This window comes from Phytobacter sp. (assembly GCF_059074235.1).
The window spans coordinates 492,688-508,790 of the sequence record NZ_JCACPZ010000006.1; the positions used below are offsets into that span (position 1 = coordinate 492,688).

Annotated in this window: 16 protein-coding genes; 11 read left to right on the plus strand and 5 right to left on the minus strand. The window is 48.0% G+C overall.

Annotation, left to right across the window (positions count from 1 at the left end; translation table 11 throughout):
- Window positions 1–13: 13 nt before the first annotated feature.
- Genes AC5JPW_RS17060 through AC5JPW_RS17070 form a run of 3 tightly spaced genes read left to right on the plus strand, consistent with a single transcriptional unit; the run spans window position 14 to window position 3,073 of the window.
- Window positions 14–1,255 (plus strand): amino acid ABC transporter permease, encoded by a 1,242-nt coding sequence (locus tag AC5JPW_RS17060; protein ID WP_494242213.1) that lies wholly within the window; start codon window positions 14–16, stop codon window positions 1,253–1,255.
- 10 nt (window positions 1,256–1,265) lie between these two features.
- Entirely contained in the window at window positions 1,266–2,330 is a 1,065-nt protein-coding gene (locus AC5JPW_RS17065) for an amino acid ABC transporter permease (protein WP_494242215.1), read from the plus strand.
- Window positions 2,330–3,073 carry an amino acid ABC transporter ATP-binding protein gene (locus AC5JPW_RS17070; RefSeq protein WP_494242217.1) on the plus strand — a complete coding sequence of 248 codons (744 nt, stop codon included), beginning with the start codon at window positions 2,330–2,332 and terminating at the stop codon, window positions 3,071–3,073. Before AC5JPW_RS17065 ends, AC5JPW_RS17070 begins: the two co-directional genes overlap by 1 nt.
- A gap of 740 nt (window positions 3,074–3,813) precedes the next feature.
- Here AC5JPW_RS17070 and AC5JPW_RS17075 read toward each other — a convergent pair.
- Together AC5JPW_RS17075 and AC5JPW_RS17080 are read right to left on the minus strand one after the other, a co-directional pair.
- Complete coding sequence (locus tag AC5JPW_RS17075) at window positions 3,814–4,713, minus strand: alpha/beta fold hydrolase (protein ID WP_494242218.1); 900 nt, start codon at window positions 4,711–4,713, stop codon at window positions 3,814–3,816.
- 102 nt (window positions 4,714–4,815) lie between these two features.
- Entirely contained in the window at window positions 4,816–5,655 is an 840-nt protein-coding gene (locus AC5JPW_RS17080) for a class I SAM-dependent methyltransferase (RefSeq protein WP_494242220.1), read from the minus strand.
- A 531-nt stretch (window positions 5,656–6,186) separates the two neighbouring features.
- Here AC5JPW_RS17080 and AC5JPW_RS17085 point away from each other — a divergent pair.
- Window positions 6,187–6,861: a hypothetical protein gene (locus tag AC5JPW_RS17085; RefSeq protein ID WP_494242221.1), complete on the plus strand. Its 675-nt coding sequence runs from the start codon at window positions 6,187–6,189 to the stop codon at window positions 6,859–6,861.
- 17 nt (window positions 6,862–6,878) lie between these two features.
- Here the strand turns inward: AC5JPW_RS17085 and AC5JPW_RS17090 are convergent, their stop codons facing one another.
- Entirely contained in the window at window positions 6,879–7,826 is a 948-nt protein-coding gene (locus tag AC5JPW_RS17090) for a phosphoethanolamine transferase domain-containing protein (protein ID WP_494242223.1), read from the minus strand.
- Between the two features lie 99 nt (window positions 7,827–7,925).
- Here AC5JPW_RS17090 and AC5JPW_RS17095 point away from each other — a divergent pair, with 99 nt between their 5' ends.
- Both AC5JPW_RS17095 and AC5JPW_RS17100 read left to right on the plus strand, forming a co-directional pair.
- Complete coding sequence (locus AC5JPW_RS17095) at window positions 7,926–8,624, plus strand: response regulator transcription factor (protein ID WP_494242225.1); 699 nt, start codon at window positions 7,926–7,928, stop codon at window positions 8,622–8,624.
- Window positions 8,617–9,891 (plus strand): sensor histidine kinase, encoded by a 1,275-nt coding sequence (locus AC5JPW_RS17100; RefSeq protein WP_494242226.1) that lies wholly within the window; start codon window positions 8,617–8,619, stop codon window positions 9,889–9,891. Before AC5JPW_RS17095 ends, AC5JPW_RS17100 begins: the two co-directional genes overlap by 8 nt.
- Window positions 9,892–10,077: 186 nt before the next feature.
- On the opposite strand, the gene AC5JPW_RS17105 is transcribed toward AC5JPW_RS17100, so the two are convergent.
- Window positions 10,078–11,598, minus strand: coding sequence for a sensor domain-containing diguanylate cyclase (locus AC5JPW_RS17105; protein ID WP_494242228.1), 1,521 nt, complete (start codon window positions 11,596–11,598; stop codon window positions 10,078–10,080).
- A 704-nt stretch (window positions 11,599–12,302) separates the two neighbouring features.
- Here AC5JPW_RS17105 and AC5JPW_RS17110 point away from each other — a divergent pair.
- From AC5JPW_RS17110 to AC5JPW_RS17125, 4 genes are all read left to right on the plus strand, one after another.
- Window positions 12,303–12,944, plus strand: a complete 642-nt coding sequence (locus AC5JPW_RS17110; protein WP_494242230.1) for a Qnr family pentapeptide repeat protein — start codon at window positions 12,303–12,305, stop codon at window positions 12,942–12,944.
- 123 nt (window positions 12,945–13,067) lie between these two features.
- Entirely contained in the window at window positions 13,068–13,337 is a 270-nt protein-coding gene (locus AC5JPW_RS17115) for a hypothetical protein (protein ID WP_494242232.1), read from the plus strand.
- A gap of 54 nt (window positions 13,338–13,391) precedes the next feature.
- A complete protein-coding gene (locus AC5JPW_RS17120; protein ID WP_494242234.1) occupies window positions 13,392–13,976 on the plus strand; it encodes a hypothetical protein in 585 nt (194 codons plus the stop codon).
- A gap of 167 nt (window positions 13,977–14,143) precedes the next feature.
- The gene (locus AC5JPW_RS17125; protein ID WP_494242236.1) at window positions 14,144–14,683 is read left to right on the plus strand and encodes a DUF2058 domain-containing protein; all 540 of its coding nucleotides are present in this window, start codon (window positions 14,144–14,146) and stop codon (window positions 14,681–14,683) included.
- A 48-nt stretch (window positions 14,684–14,731) separates the two neighbouring features.
- Here the strand turns inward: AC5JPW_RS17125 and AC5JPW_RS17130 are convergent, their stop codons facing one another.
- Window positions 14,732–15,430 carry an RluA family pseudouridine synthase gene (locus tag AC5JPW_RS17130; RefSeq protein ID WP_494242238.1) on the minus strand — a complete coding sequence of 233 codons (699 nt, stop codon included), beginning with the start codon at window positions 15,428–15,430 and terminating at the stop codon, window positions 14,732–14,734.
- Between the two features lie 213 nt (window positions 15,431–15,643).
- Here AC5JPW_RS17130 and AC5JPW_RS17135 point away from each other — a divergent pair, with 213 nt between their 5' ends.
- On the plus strand, window positions 15,644–16,078 hold the full coding sequence (locus AC5JPW_RS17135) for a DoxX family protein (RefSeq protein ID WP_494242240.1): 435 nt from the start codon (window positions 15,644–15,646) through the stop codon (window positions 16,076–16,078).
- Window positions 16,079–16,103: the final 25 nt, after the last annotated feature.

Here is a 16,103-nt window from a genome sequence, read left to right on the forward strand (position 1 = left end):
GACGATGCTGATTATGTCTTCAGATCGTGAAATGATGAAACAGACTGACAACGCCAACGCGTACATTTTAACGTCCGACGCGCCTGAAAAGGCGGCCGGGTCTCGGCTCGCCACCGTACTGGGGAGTAAGACCACGCGTGCCTGGTGTTACCAGTTCCTGCTGGCCGCGTTGCTGGCGGGCTTCTCCTGGTGGCTCTACACCAACGTGGTGGAAAACATGCGCACCCAGCGCATTGCCACTGGTTTTGGCTTCCTCGAACAGAGCGCGCAGTTTGCGATTGGCGAAACGCTGATTGAGTACACCCCGCGTGACAGCTACGCCCGTGCGGTGCTGGTCGGGTTGCTGAACACTCTGTACGTGACGGTGTGTGGGATTGTGCTGGCGACCGTGTTGGGCTTTTTCGTTGGTCTTGGTCGCGTGTCGAAAAACTGGCTGCTGGTCAAGCTGGCGGAAGGCTATGTGGAATTGCTGCGTAACGTGCCAGTGATCCTGCAGGTTATCTTCTGGTCGGTGGTGATCCGCAATTTGCCGTCACCGCGTGAGGCAATTGACCTGGGTGCTTTCGGGTTTCTGACCAACCGTGGCCTGACGCTCACCGTATTGCAGGGACATTCTGGCTGGCTCGCCGCGCTGTATGCGCTAATCATTGCCGTGGTGTTGAGTGCCGGACTGTCTACGCTGGCGCGACGCTTACGTGAACAAAAAGGGCGCATTATCCCCGTGGCACGCCTGCGTGTGGCGTTGATTATTGGCTTACCCTTGCTCACCTGGTGGCTTGCGGGCGCACCGTTTGCGCTGAATCAGCCGGAGTTGCGTGGCTTTAACTTCAAAGGTGGGTTTACCGTCAGCCCGGAGTTCACGGCACTGCTGCTGGGCATTGCACTCTATTCCTCTGCGTTTATTGCTGAAATTGTCCGCGCCGGTATCCAGTCGGTGCCAAAAGGGCAGCTTGAAGCTGCGCGCTCTTTGTCATTGTCACCCTGGCATGTGATTCGCCACGTGGTGATGCCACAGGCCATGCGCGTGATGGTGCCACCGCTCGCCAGTCAGTACGTCAGCCTCGCAAAAAACAGCTCAATTGCCGTGGTGGTGGGCTACCCCGAACTGGCCAACATCACCAACACGCTGATGAACCAGACCGGGCAGGCGCTGGAAGCTATTGCCATCATGATGGTGGTCTATCTGATTATCAGCGGCTCGACGTCGCTTCTGATGAACCTGTTTAACCGTTACGTCGCCATTAAAGAGCGTTGAGGAACAGAGCATGCAACATTCTGCGATTTATTGGTTACGCCGTCACTTATTCAGCAGCCTGGCACAGACGGTGCTTACGCTGCTGCTCCTGATGCTTATCCTTTTTGTCGGCAGTAAGCTGGTGCGCTGGGGGATTACCGACGCGGTGTTTGCCGGTGGGGTGGCGGAGTGCCGCTCTGCCGCCGGAGCCTGCTGGGCAGTAATTGGCGAAAAGTATCGGCCGATTCTGTTTGGTCTTTACCCTTATGACGAGCAGTGGCGTCCGGCGTTGTGCATGGTCATCTGGTTTGTGAGCGTGGTGCTGTCGCTCTCACCCGTGTGCTGGCATTCGCGCTTTCTCTGGCCGCTGTGGGGCGTGTCGCTGGTAGTGATGTCGGTGTTGATGAGCGGCGGTGTTCTTGGGCTGTCTTCCGTGCCGTCTGCGGACTGGGGCGGTCTGCCGCTGACGCTTTTGCTGTTCTCCGGTACGGTCATTATCGGTATGCCTGTCTCCGTGGCCCTCGCGCTGGGACGTCGTTCGCCGCTGCCGTTTTTACGTGGCCTGTCGGTTATCTTTATCGAAGGGCTGCGCGGTGTGCCGCTGATTACCATTCTGTTTGTCGCGGTGAACATCTTCCCGCTGTTTTTGCCGACCAACATGGAAATCAACAAGCTGCTGCGCATTATCGTGGGCATCGCGCTGTTCTTTGCCTGCTACCAGGCTGAGGTGATCCGCGGCGGTCTGCAGTCCGTGCCGCGCGGGCAGTACGAAGCCGCTGCGGTGCTGAACCTTAATTACTGGCACACCACCACCAAAATCATCCTGCCGCAGGCGCTACGCATCTGTCTGCCTGCGGTGACTAACCACATTATTGCCGCGATGAAGAACACGTCGTTTGTGATAATCATCGGTCTGTTTGATGTTCTTACCGCCACCAGTGCGGTGATGCAGGACCCGCAATGGCGGCGCTATTACATCGAAACGTACGTCTTTATCTCGACCATTTATATTGTTTTTGGTTTTATGCTCTCTCGCTACGCTATCTGGGTAGAGAAGCGCATAGATGCCAGCCGCACTGCAGAAGGAAACGCCTGATGTCTCAACGTCCCGTTATTGAAATTAATGCTGTCAGCAAGTGGTTCGGCAAATTCAAAGTACTCGATAATGTCTCGTTAACGGTGGAGAAGGGCGAGCGCGTGGTGATTTGCGGGCCATCCGGTTCGGGTAAATCAACACTGATTCGCTGCATTAACCGCCTGGAAGAGCATCAGCAGGGGCAGATTCTGGTCAATGGTATCGAGATGAACGACAACGTGCGCAATATAAACCGCATCCGTCAGAGCATCAGTATGCTGTTCCAGCAGTTTAATTTGTTCCCGCACCTCAGCGTGCTCGACAACCTGACCCTCGGCCCTCAGCTTGTGCGTAAACTCACCCAGAAACAGGCCACTGAACTGGCGATGCATTATCTGGAAAAGGTGCATATTGCTAACCAGGCGCATAAGTTCCCGCTACAGCTTTCAGGTGGGCAGCAGCAGCGCGTGGCGATTGCCAGAGCGTTGTGTATGGAGCCGGAAATTTTGCTGTTTGACGAGCCGACGTCTGCGCTGGACCCTGAAATGATCAAAGAGGTGCTGGATGTAATGCTCGATCTCGCTGACGGCGGGATGACGATGATCGTGGTGACCCATGAGATGGGCTTTGCCCGCACGGTTGCGGATAAAGTGATTCTGATGGCGGACGGGAAAATTGTCGAGACGGCTCCTCCGGAGCGGTTCTTCAGCCAGCCGGAACATCCTCGTACTCAGCAGTTCCTGGAGCAGATTTTAAGTCATTAAGATCGGTCCGCTCGTTACACCGGGAAGAGGGTGAGGGAAACAGGCGACACTGAAGTTTGTTCCGTTCACCTCCATACCTGCTGAACATGCCGAATCCGCCACCCGTGAACGTGCAAAGGGGGCTTGCCGCCGCCCCCTTTACCATCCCCGCGGCCCCGCCCGGAAACCGGTGCTGCGCACTGCGCTCACCTCCCGACCCTCAGCCTGCGGTCGGTTTGACTCGCCGTCCAGGCTCGACAAACCTCTGTCCGCCATCCCTGGCGGCCAGCCCTTGTCTTCCGGTCTCCGGCTCGCCGATTTCAGCGGGGACACAACCCCCACGCTGTAAGCCAGAGACAACATAAAAAAAGAATGGCTTTGGGACTTTTACCAGCAAACAGCTAATCGGTTTTTCATTAATGTAATTTCTCGCAGCGAGGGTTTTCTGGTCCGGCTGAAAATCGATGAGGCGTTGACGGCTGACCGGGTCCGCCCGCAGGGAAGCGGGCGGAGGGGATAGCCTACAAGGATGTAGGCTTATCCCCGACCCGAAAGTCAGACAGAATAAGCATCATGGACCGCGCCAGCGGCGAGCCTCCCTTGCACGTTCACGTGTGGAGGCGCTTCATGGGAGCATGGCACGTAAGGTGAACGGAACAATACCGCTGAGCCACATATTCCCCCTCACCCTAACCCTCTCCCTCTCCCTCTCCCTCAGGGAGAGGGGACCGATCGTGCTCGCATTTTTTTATGGGGATCACTTACCCATCATTCCGGTAGGAATGCAAAAACGCCTTCACTTGCTGCGCAAACTCTCCTGGCTGGTCGGACATCACAAAATGGAAGCTGTTATCGATGCGCGTCAGTTTCACGCCTTTAAGCGCCGCATACGCCTGGGTATACAGCGTGTCGACCTGTACCGCAGGAATGCCGTACAGCGGATCCCATGCATACAGGACGGTAACCGGAACCCGGATGTGGGGCAGTTGTGGGCGTAAATCCAGCGTCATAATGTCGAAGGTGGCATCAGCCAGAGTTTGCCGGTCAGAGTGCAAACTGGCATTGACCAGTTTCTCGCGTACCGATTCGGTTTTTACCAACCTCGCCATACCTTGTTGCTGCTGGTGGGCAAAGTCGTCCTGACTTGCGTTCAGCAGCATCTGACGAAACTGAGTAGCCTGCGGGGTAACGGATTGTGTCGTCGCCTGTGGGTTAAACATCAGACTAAAGAACGGCAATGCATCGACCACCATCACACGACCCGCCAGGTCTGGGTGCTGTGCGGCGATCATCAGAGCCACTTCCCCTCCAAGAGAGTGACCAATAAGGGCCGGGTGGCTGAGTGTGTGCTGGCTAATATAATCGGCAATGGCCTGCGCAACGGGGGTCACAAACTGCCCGTCATCCCGCTTAACGGGCGATTGCCCGGCAAACCCGGCGAGCTGCACTTTATGCAGTCGATAATGGGCTTTTAATTCGGCAGACACACCGTCCCAGACGCTGCGCGACGAGGCGAGGCCGGGGATGAGAATGACATCCGGCCCGGAACCTTCGGTTTCAACGCTAATAAGCGACGAGGATGATTTCACTTCATCAGCCAGTATTGAGGCTGAAAACAGCAGCATCAGCCCGGCAGAAAGCGAAGGTAATAATGCGCGCATGTTGCATCCCTTTCGTCTGAAAATGTATCAATCATGCGCCTTCAGAAAAATAACCTCTGGACACAACGTGACGCGTTAAAGACCATTTGAATAAGAAGGTCTTCAAAATCCTTTCCAGTAATCGACAAAGCCATCTTTGTAGAAGAAGTAGTTCGTTTGCAATTCACTGTTAATTTGCATGACACGTTCTTCTAAGCTGTCCAGATGAGGATAATTGTTTTTAAACAAATACCAACTCTTGGCCTGTGGTGAATAGATTGAGGCCTTATAACCCCATTGTTCCATCAATAAAGACATGCTTTTGTTGGTATGAAATGCAGTGTGTACCATGGTGTTGATATAGAACCAGTCTGGATCTTTAGGGACGCGTTCAGCAATAACGGTATGCAACATCAAAACCCCCTCATCCGCCACGAGCCCATTCACTTCGTCAAGAGCTTCACGTGTAAGTACATGCTCAAACATGGCACTGTTAATCACGAGGTTGTACTGTGAGAGTTCCTCTTCTGCGACGTATTTAACGCTCGTATCGCGGCTATGCACGTAATGGTCAAATATAGGAATTTCAATGCCAAAATATTTATTCATGCAACGGGAGAAGGTTCCATAGCCTGCCGCATAGTCCAGTGAATTGCCTAAATCAATGACGTTATTTTCAGCCAAAATTTTTAATGCCAGGGCTTGATCAATATACGGTGGCTGATTTGTTGTTCTGGTAGAAACGTTATTCTCATGGATGTGATGCCAGCTCGAGTTCAGCTGTGACCATTGGGCCTCAGTCATTTCCTGATGCGTTTTAGAGACGGTAAACCCGCAATCTCCACATTTCCAGAAATCGACCCTAAGCGTCTCAGCGAAGGGGCTACCAGGATAAGTAGGGTAGTCTTTGGAGAAGAAATAGTCTGTTCCGTGATTACATATCAAACATTTGTGGGTATTCATAACCTTCCTTCGGCGAACAATGATCATGATAGCTTTGTGCATACTAGCAGGGTCGTTGACGTTAAGTAAGTAACCGATATTTCGTGTTAACACGAAACGGTAATGTCTTCCGCTGAACAATTCTAAAATGTCAACATACGATTTTTCGGGGAATTTTTCATGAACAAATAGGCCGCCAGGTGCATGGATTCAGAGAAAAGGTCCCGCAGGAAGAGCCTCCTGATGTCGTGGCGTGCGTTCCAAATACCGATATCTTTCGCGTCGTGAAGGCGGCGCTTGAAGGCGCTGTCAAAGTTTAAGCACCGGCAATTTGCGTGGTTGAAGGCTTCCCAATGATAGGGGACTTTTTTGTTGATAATGATCCATCTGAGTGATTGATCTGAATGCTCAAAAGTTGATTTAAATTAAAAATGACGATTTTTCACTGCGTAACAGAAGAAAAATGCTAAAGATTCTGCTTAATTGTCCGTTTTAGATTCAGGAAAGATGCCACAGGTGTTGGCACTTTAAATAAAGGGAATAAATCTAATTATGAACAAAGCAGTTATTACAGGTGCGTTATCTTTAGTGTTTTTGACAGGTTGCGCAGGGAAGGTCCATTCAAACAAAGTTCAGGCCGCGAATGGCAGTTCAGTAGGCGTTGCCACCATTTTCGCTCCTGCTGAAATGAACGATAACAGATATGCCGATCTTAAATTGCGTGAGGTTTCACCCGCGTACGCCAGTACAGGGATGGGGCTTGCAGTATTAGGTGCAGTACTCGGTGGGGGTGTCAGCACCAGTTCATTCGATAAAAATGCCTATAAAGGTTCAGCCGTTGAGACCATGCCAGAACCTACTCTGGAATATTTCGGTCCGAAAGCAGAAGTAAAAATCCGCGAATGGCTTGAGAAAAAGGGTAACGGAGATATTTATAGTCAACCGTTATTTATTGCTGCCTCGCGCTGGTCACTGGTCTATACCGATATGTCGGCCAGTAACAGCAACTACGATTTAACCTACCGTGTGAAGTTCTATAAACGTCCTGAAGGTGGAAGCATGTTCAGCGCCTTTATCGTCTCAGAATGCGAGCCAACACATGTCACTGCACCACTTAGTGACTGGAAGGCTAATAATTACGAAAAAGTGACGCAGGAAACACAAAAGATGATGGATAGCTGTCTGCTGGTGCTGGAAAACCAGTTGCCACGTCTGCTGAAGAAGTAAGCGTATTGAGATGCCTGTCATCTGTGTTCGACAGGCAGTCTGTTTTCAACGTCGAGAGCGTGATTCCATTCGAAGAGAGTTAACAAACGCGAGGACATGTAGGGTAGTGATATAGCCGTTGCAGTGCCACAGAATGCGACATTTTTGAAACTTATCTCGTCCTGAAAATGTGATAATACTGAATGCGTGGGGCGTGGATAATCATTGAGCTGAAAATGTTGCCTGCGAGCCGTTTCACCTGCATCAATAATCATCCGTTTGAGTTTTTCGTCAGCTGTGGTCCTATGGCGACTGACATTTTTCGCCAGGGTTCGCATAAGTTTGGATTTTGCATTCAGTTTACCTTTCAGATAGCGATTGGTATTACATACGAAATTAAAGGGTAATGCTTGATCCTTTATTTGCATATTATTTTGTAGTAATGAAGCGTAATCTTTGTAAAATACCATGGTCACGGTAGCAAGAAGCGTTAATGTCACCGCAATATGCCCCAACCACCAGCTAAAACTCTTAATCCGACTTTCAAACTTCTTCACAGGAAGATACAAAATCGCAAAGGCGGGAACTACGCCGAGGAAAAAAACTGTAAAAAGTAACTGGAATGAAAAATAAGATTTGAGCTCTGCCTGATTGGTTTCAAAAAAATTTTTAACCATACTACGGTCAATGACAATATGGTAGCGAAGCATGAAGTAGCTGCAACTGGCACTGATGGTTATTAGCAGTGCCAACAGTGGGGTGCGGATATAGGGTAAGACCATAAATGGCGTAAGCAACAAATTAATAAAGCAGAAAAGAAAAACAGGTAAACTGGTGAAAAACAAAAAACTGTGCAGGTTAAAGATCCCTATTTCACCCCATAGTGTTTGCCACAGCATAATGTTGCCTGCGGTGGTGAAGAACATGGCGGCAACCCAAGTCAATTGTACCGGATTGAGCCGAACAGATAACAAGTGTTTAAACATGCGCAATTCTCATTAGCTTTATAATATGCGCAGTATTAAAAATTTTGTGTCAGGAAGATGTTAACATGCTGAAATGTTTATTTGAGATGCGGCTTGCCCATGACTCGACTGCTTATTATTGAAGATAACCCTGAGCTTGTGGCCAATCTTTACGAATTTTTCGAGCCACTCGGCTATGTACTCGACGATGCTCGTGATGGTCCTACAGGTCTGCATTTGGCCATGAGGAATGATTACGATGCCATCGTGTTAGATCTGATGTTGCCGCGAATGGATGGAATGACGCTGTGCAGTAAACTGCGGCTTGAATTTCAAAATCCTGTGCCAATACTGATGCTGACTGCGCGCGATCTCGTCGAAGATCGCGTGCAAGGGCTCGCGCTGGGATCCGACGATTATCTGGTTAAACCCTTTTCTCTAAAAGAGCTGGATGCCCGTATCCAGGCGCTGGTACGCCGTGCTCAGGGGAGGCAAGTGCAAGGCACATTAGTCTGGGACGACCTGAAAGTTGATACCCGTGCACCGCAGGCATGGCGGCAGAGTCAATTAATTAACCTCACGCCCACCACTCATAAATTGCTGTTGAGCCTGATAAGAGCGGCTCCTGATGTGGTCAAAAAACATGAACTCGAATATGTGATCTGGGGGGACGAGCCGCCTGATAGTGGTGCTTTACGCACGCACATTCATGACCTGCGCCAACGGGTTGACAAAAATTTCACATCTACACTGATAGAAACCGTACATGGCATAGGTTTACGCCTTCGTAAATCCGGACAGGGTCCAGCGGGTGCGTAGCAAAGACAAAAGTACGTTCATTATGAAATCAATTTACCAGCAGCTAACGCTCAAGACTCGCATTACCGTTTCTTTTGTACTGCTGATGGTCGGTGTCATGACGTTTGTGATAGCAGCGGAGTTACTCGATTACGATGAATTGAGAGCCCATGCGATGTCAGAAAGTCTGCGTGACGAGGCTCCCCATCTGGATGAGGATATTGCTAAAAGGCGACTCCCGACATTGCCGGAGGGGAGCGAGCTCTACGATGCGCAGAACGTACCAGACATTCTTCGTCCGTATGCGCCTGGCTATCACCGCACAGAAAAACCCGACGACCGGAACCTGCTCGTTTTTGAGCGTAACAATGCACGCTATTATTTGCTCCAGGAGCGCGATCGTTATCTCTATCTTGAGTTTATGATTGACAGCTTCGCCCCACTGATCATTTTTCTTTGTCTGGTCTTCGCATTCTGGATTGGAAGACTCACTTCGGCTCGCGTTACTGCCCCGATAGTTCAGTTGTCAGACGCCGTTCAGCGCAACCAGAAGCCTTTACCCTTTCTGAACGCGAACGATGAAATCGGCGTGTTGGCACGTGCTTTTGCCCGACATAGCGAAGAACTGGAGAAGTTTCTGGAACGTGAGAGATGCTTTGTTGGAGATGCAAGCCATGAACTACGGACACCTCTGGCGATAATCAGTGGCGCTGCGGAAAATCTGGTATATCAATTGCCAATGGAAAGCCATTTAAAGACTGCTGCGGAGCGTATTTTGCGTACAACACAGGAAATGCAACGTCAGTTGACCTGCCTGTTACTGTTGTCGCGGGATCCGCAAACCTTAACAAAAACGGATGTGCCTCTGCGCCCGCTTATTGAAGAGTGCATCTCACGCTGCCAGCCCTGGCTCGCAAAAAAACCCGTAGTGCTTACTCTCGATATCCCATTACGCGCACATACCTTTGCTCACGGCGATCTTGTTCGCAGCGTGATATGGAATTTGTTGCGAAACGCCTGTCAGTACACAACGGAAGGTGAAATCCTGCTGAGCTTGCGTGACAAAACGCTCATCATTTCTGATACCGGGCCAGGCCTACCATCCGGAATCAATCCCCAATATTTTCACCGCTTTCAACAGGGCGGGGAGAGAGGAGGAGAGGGACTGGGCTTATCTATTGTACAGCGTATTGTTGACTATTTAGGCTGGCACATGAACGTGCAAACGTCAGAAAAGGGATGCTGCTTCACCCTGGTCATGCATTGTCAAGTTGACACGGGTTCCTGATAAATTTATGACAGTCTCTGTTATAGACTCGATGCTGCATTTAGATAGTTCATTATTTCACATGAGTTTTTAATGAGTGAGTCATTACTATCAATATTGGTCCAATTAAAAACTCTAATTAATGATAGTGAGTTTGATCAGTCTTTTGGCTGAACTATAATGACAAAATGAGTAAAATAAGACGGCTCAATTTAATAATTGGTCAGTCCAGGTACAGATGGTATTTCTTCCTGAAGCCTTTGCTTGATATAAAGCCTGGTCAGCCATTGAAGTTATCATGTTAGGATCTGTATTAGTACCACTGATAATATTTGAGTAAATGCCAATGCTTACAGTCACCTGTCCAAAAGGGCTACTGGTATGGGATATGGCTTTTATATCGAGTAGCTGAAAGATGGATTGAGATATATCTTTGGCCTTTTCCTTGCCGACACCAGGCATAATCATTGCAAATTCTTCCCCGCCATACCTGCAGATCGTTGCGTTAATGGTATGTGTACTCTCGAGGAAAATTTCTGCCAACGCTTTCAGACACCCATCACCCGCGACATGACCATAAGTATCGTTGTAGCGCTTAAAGTAGTCGACATCTAAAAAAATCAATGAAAATTCGACTCTGCTTACCAGACTTTCCTTAATGGCCTCATCCAATGTCATATTAAATGCAGCACGGTTTGCGAGACCCGTCAGCTCATCGACATAGACTTTTTCTTCGAGAAATGCATTTTCAGTCATGAGCGAGTTTTTTTCACGTAAAAGTTTATTACTTGTAATAATTCTTTTTCGGGTATCCCTAATAATCAAAATGCCTAAATAAACACCACCGCACGTGATTGAAAAAATGATTAAAATAAGATAATTGGTTTGTTTTCGCCATGAATCCAATTGCTCATTCATGCTAAAAGCGACGATGGTAACCAGGCTGTAATGACTGTTTTTTTGATAGGCATATAGTCTTTCAACCCCGTCGAACCTGGACGTGGCTTTTGATACGCCAGAATTCGAGGTTTTAAGGTAACGGCTAAACAGAGGCGAATCAGAGAGCACCTTTCCTACAAATTTCTCATTGAATGGCATCCTCACAAGCAATACGCCATCGCCACTAATCAAGGATATCGAACCTTTATCACCGATGTTGATATTGCCAAATAACTCGAGGAAATTCTCGATGTTTAAAGTAAGAACCACGACACCATTGAACTCACTTCTTTTATTTTCGAGCCTTCGACTGATCGTGATGACCCATTTACCATCGGTTCTACTTCTGACGGGAGGGCCAATAAAAATTTCGCGTGCTTTGTAGTTCTTATGATAGATAAAAAACGCCCGATCGGAACTGTTGATACCACCGATAAATTTATCACGTAACGCTAATACGCGATCACCGTTGTTATCATAGATGACGATGTTATTTAATTGATCTAGTGATTTGTCTTGTTCAATTAAGATACGCTTCAGACGTTTAACGTTGCCCGGGATTTCTTCATCATTTTCAAAAACATCAGAAATGATATTGATAAGCATATCGCTTTGTCGAATGATACCTTCTGTATATTTGTCGAGGGTTTGACTTAAGTTCTTTGCTTTAGTGTTAATGTCATCGATCGTTTGATTTTTGGTCACTATGATTTGTGATATCAGGATCATGGCAATGACGAAGATAACGATAACTGAGAAAACTGAAACAATCATGGGTTCTTTCTTCATCGCTATTTATGACCTTATCACAACCATTTCTGCGCTTGAGTTTTCTTGTATACAATACAAATCATCAGATTTCATAAAGTATAATATCAAAGATACTTGGGATTATACAAAATTAATACTTGTCACAAAGTTAAATGGGATTGCTGTAACTAATCAGTTAGTTACACGTATCATTTTGCTGGTTGGCACCTATATTCTTTGCGGTTTTATGTCATTTACCTCTGCTAATGTTTATAACTTTTTTACCTCTATAGCGGTATCCTGAATACTTTATGATATGAGTCATGGGGCGGCTATTTGCCTTTTGACATTTCGGCTGGGAAGGACCATCACGTACTGGATGCATAGATATAAATTTTACAAACAGGATAAATTCCAGTCATCAATGTCAAGCAATCTTAATTATTTGACTTAAATCGATATAACAGGTCTCCGTCATGTGGGGGGTATATAACTTGCGGGAAATGTGGTTAACCTACTACAAAATTTAAATGCCAAATTGTTTTCTGAGGGCATAACCGCTGCTGTATTCGATTTCATAAAATAGAAAATAACGCGAAATGGGTAAGCGCTCTGCTAACTGTCCTTCTCAGTTTGGACTTTTGTGCGAACCTCCCCACAATACCAAATGAGGTAGTTTGCAGCTTGTCATTGTCCGAATAGAATGTGCTAAATAACTGTATGAATAAACAGGCAAAACCGTAATGCCCATGATAAACAATGAAAAAATAACCCGCGAGCGGTTCACTGGGGAAAAGATCGAGAACACAGCCTTTCTTAACTGTGATTTTTCTGGCACTGATCTAACCGGCACCACCTTCTACGACTGCCAGTTCTATGACAAGTCGACTCAGCGAGGGGCCGATTTCAGAAGAGCGATTTTACGGGATGCCTGCTTTATAAATTGCGATCTGACCATGGCCGATTTCAGACATGCCAGTGCACTCGGGATTGAAATCCGGGATTGCCGGGTGCAGGGCGCTGATTTTCGCGATGCCAGCTTTATGAATATGATAACTACCCGTAGTTGGTTTTGCAGTGCGTCCATTAGCGGAAGCAACCTGAGCTATGCGAACTTTTCGAGAGTGATACTCGAAAAATGTGAACTGCAAAATAATCGTTGGGTGGGCGTTGTGGCGTCCGGTGCAACGTTTAGCGGTTCAGATCTCTCAGGTGGTGAGTTTGCATCTTTCGACTGGAGCACGGTTAACGTTACCCAATGCGATCTGACCGGTGCTGAATTAGGAGAGCTTGATCTGCGCAGCATGAATCTCGAAGGCGTTAAGCTCAATCGCTTTCAGGCATCACAGTTGATGGCGCGGCTGGGGATCTCCGTCATTAATTAGGTGACAAAACCAGGGCTATCCGCGAAATCTGGTGTTCGAGAAAAAGCATTGATGAGATGTATACCTGATGTCGTCTGCGCAATATAGTGTATGAATCATACCCCATCCCAAAGGAGCCGCCGAATGAATGAGTACATTTTTTTTGTGAAAGGAAAACAAATTGTTGTGCTGGAAAAATCAGATACGGAGACAGCGGTTAGCTTAGTGGCAGAGGGTTTTGAGAAGCAGTTTGAAGAAGTGAATGCTATTGATCAACAGCATGCATTGACACGCTTTTTGGACATTCGCAAAGAAAAGGACATCGATCACCATAACTTTTTAGCGGGTGCAGGAAGTATGCCGTTGATCGGCGTTTTAACGGCTGCAGCTGATGCTCTCTTACGCAAAAAGTAGTCAGAGCCACAGCTATTGCTAGCAGGATGATATTTTTAAGGGAGTGAATATCCGGTGATACTTGGTTTTGTCAGCAACAAAGATCTACTGGACTGGCATAATGTGCCTCATTCTCTGCCACACTTTCAGTTTTATGAAAATCATCGCATCGTTGTCAAAACAGCTTTCCCGGAAAAAGTATTACCGGAAGTAGCCAATTTTGATATTCAGAAGGACGCCGTTGTTAAAATACTCATGTCGGTTCGTCAACTGCCGCAAAAATTACGCTGCCGCCCACCGGATACCCAAATTAGGCCGTTTGGCCTGCACAGTTTCACTCTGTTAGAAAACTCAACTACCACGCTGTGTTACGGCCTGAGAGGGCGATTCTGGTCTTCAGATTTTGGTCTTGAAGATGTGCCTGACCGCCACGCATATGGTGCCGCATTGCCATCGGGCAACGCAAAATTACTGCTTCGCTATCAGGTGCGACCACTTGGTAGCGATGAGTATGATCTGTGTACTGAAACATTTATCTACTGCCCGGATAATGCCACGCGATTAAAAATGGCTGCCTACTGGTTGGCAATCAGGGCCGGTAGTGGCTGGATCCGGCGAAGGATGCTTAAAGCGGTAAAGCGTGCGCTTTGTTCAGAATAAATTGAATAAGAGGTGTTGGCCCTTTTTGCTGAAAAATTAATCGCCACCCAGGCGTTTCCACGTGCCTGTAGCCAGTTAATCAATATCAGGTTAACCCCGCCACCTCGCACAGCCGCTAAAATTACAGGTATAATCGCTGAAATTTTTCACCTGGTTCAGAAACAACAATGACAAAACTCACCTTACAAGAGCAGATGCTCAAAGCTGGTCTCGTCACCAGCAAAAAAATGGCCAAAGTCCAGCGCACGGCAAAAAAATCGCGCGTTCAGGCTCGTGAGGCCCGTGAAGCGGTGGAAGAGAATAAAAAAGCGCAGATTGAGCGCGATAAGCAGCTGAGTGAACAGCAAAAACAAGCGGTGTTATCGAAAGAGTACAAAGCGCAGGTGAAGCAGCTCATTGAAATGAACAGAATCACCATTGCCAGAGGTAATATCGATTTTAACTTCACCGACAATAACCTCATCAAAAAGGTCGTTGTCGATAAGCAAACACAAGCTCAACTGATCAACGGTCGCCTGGCGATTGCTCGTCTGGCGGTTGAGAATAGCAGTGAGAGCCAGTACGCGATTATCCCTGCGGTTGTTGCCGATAAAATCGCTCAGCGCGATGCGTCCAGTATCGTACTGAACAGTGCGTTGAGCCAGAACGTTCAGGATGAAGACGATCCTTATGCAGACTTCAAAGTGCCTGATGATTTGATGTGGTAAAACCTGAGCCTGTCGCGCCGGATATCCGTCCGGCGCACGCTTTCTCTTCTAGAACGGACTGGTGTGAAGGGCATTAATCGGCTCACCACTGACCGGATGCACAAAATGCAGCCCACTGGCATGCAACATTAGCCGTGGCGTCTGTTCCGTGCCGGGTAGCAAACGGCCACCGTACAAATCACAACCCAGGATAGGGTGTCCCAGATGCTGGCAGTGAATGCGCAGCTGGTGAGTTCGTCCTGTTTCAGGTCTTAGCGTGACGCGGGTTAACGTGAGCGCCGTGCCATCTTCTTTCTTCTGAACAAAACGCTCAACCACCTGATAGCGCGAACGGGCTGGTTTACCATTGTCATTGCAAATTGACATGCGTGGGAAGCTCGCCGGATCTTTGGCAATTGCCGCGTCTATTACCCCTTCGTTTTCCACCAGATGCCCGCAGAGCAGGGCACTGTAAATTTTCGTTACTGCTCGTTGGCTGAACTGCTGGCAAAGCGCGGCATTAATTGCTTTATTGCGCGCAATCACCATCAGGCCAGATGTACCAAAATCGAGTCGGTGGACCAGCGTGCAGCCAGGGAAAATGTTAACCAACCGGTGGTGAACGGAATCAAGGTTCTGTGGATTTTTTCCCGACAGGCTGAGCAGTCCGCTGGGTTTGTTGATAAGCACCAGATGGTCGTCCTGATAGAGGATCTCTATCGCGTCATGACAGGGTGGAGCAATAAAGGAATCGACAATAGTGGACATCAGGGAACCTGACAAAAGAGCGGGAGCGGATGATAACCCATTCCTCGCTAACTGGCGAATCAGCAGAACCCTCAGTGTATTTTAAAATAACGCCCTCACAATATTGTACAAATGTACAAAATCAATATACTGATTCAACCCGCGTGTGGCTCTGACACGCCGGGCGGGTTTTCTACCTGAAACACCAGAATATAAACATCAGGAACAGAAGAAATGATTAAGAATTTGCATACAGGGTTTAACCGCGCTTTTTATAATGTCGATCTCGCTGCGTTATTATTACGCATTACGTTGGGAGGATTATTACTCTTTCATGGCTGGCATAAAATTCATTCGGGAATTGGCTTTATTCTCGGCATGCTTAGTGAACACGGCGTACCATCATTTATCGGCTACGGTATTTATCTGGGAGAAGTGGTTGCCCCGATTCTGATTATTCTGGGTATCTGTTGCCGCCTGTCGGCTATTACGGTAATCGGCACCATGATAGTAGCCTGGTTATTAGTTGATCTCGGTAACACTTTCCATCTGAACGACGTAGGGGCATGGGCGATTGAAGACCTGGTGTTCTATGTGATGATGGCCGTAGTACTGCTGTTCCTGGGCAGCGGCAAGTACTCCATCATGAAGGATGAAAACTGGCGATAGTTTAATAGCGTTAATATCACCGGGA

Excerpts from the sequence above, each read along its gene's own strand:
- AC5JPW_RS17125 (WP_494242236.1), top strand. The coding sequence starts at position 14,144 with ATGACAAAACTCACCTTACAAGAGCAGATGCTCAAAGCTGGTCTCGTC.
- AC5JPW_RS17085 (WP_494242221.1), top strand. The coding sequence starts at position 6,187 with ATGAACAAAGCAGTTATTACAGGTGCGTTATCTTTAGTGTTTTTGACA.
- AC5JPW_RS17110 (WP_494242230.1), top strand. The coding sequence starts at position 12,303 with ATGCCCATGATAAACAATGAAAAAATAACCCGCGAGCGGTTCACTGGG.
- AC5JPW_RS17080 (WP_494242220.1), bottom strand. The coding sequence starts at position 5,655 with ATGAATACCCACAAATGTTTGATATGTAATCACGGAACAGACTATTTC.
- AC5JPW_RS17130 (WP_494242238.1), bottom strand. The coding sequence starts at position 15,430 with ATGTCCACTATTGTCGATTCCTTTATTGCTCCACCCTGTCATGACGCG.
- AC5JPW_RS17075 (WP_494242218.1), bottom strand. The coding sequence starts at position 4,713 with ATGCGCGCATTATTACCTTCGCTTTCTGCCGGGCTGATGCTGCTGTTT.
- AC5JPW_RS17060 (WP_494242213.1), top strand. The coding sequence starts at position 14 with ATGTCTTCAGATCGTGAAATGATGAAACAGACTGACAACGCCAACGCG.
- AC5JPW_RS17135 (WP_494242240.1), top strand. The coding sequence starts at position 15,644 with ATGATTAAGAATTTGCATACAGGGTTTAACCGCGCTTTTTATAATGTC.
- AC5JPW_RS17115 (WP_494242232.1), top strand. The coding sequence starts at position 13,068 with ATGAATGAGTACATTTTTTTTGTGAAAGGAAAACAAATTGTTGTGCTG.
- AC5JPW_RS17070 (WP_494242217.1), top strand. The coding sequence starts at position 2,330 with ATGTCTCAACGTCCCGTTATTGAAATTAATGCTGTCAGCAAGTGGTTC.
- AC5JPW_RS17065 (WP_494242215.1), top strand. The coding sequence starts at position 1,266 with ATGCAACATTCTGCGATTTATTGGTTACGCCGTCACTTATTCAGCAGC.
- AC5JPW_RS17105 (WP_494242228.1), bottom strand. The coding sequence starts at position 11,598 with ATGAAGAAAGAACCCATGATTGTTTCAGTTTTCTCAGTTATCGTTATC.
- AC5JPW_RS17095 (WP_494242225.1), top strand. The coding sequence starts at position 7,926 with ATGACTCGACTGCTTATTATTGAAGATAACCCTGAGCTTGTGGCCAAT.
- AC5JPW_RS17090 (WP_494242223.1), bottom strand. The coding sequence starts at position 7,826 with ATGTTTAAACACTTGTTATCTGTTCGGCTCAATCCGGTACAATTGACT.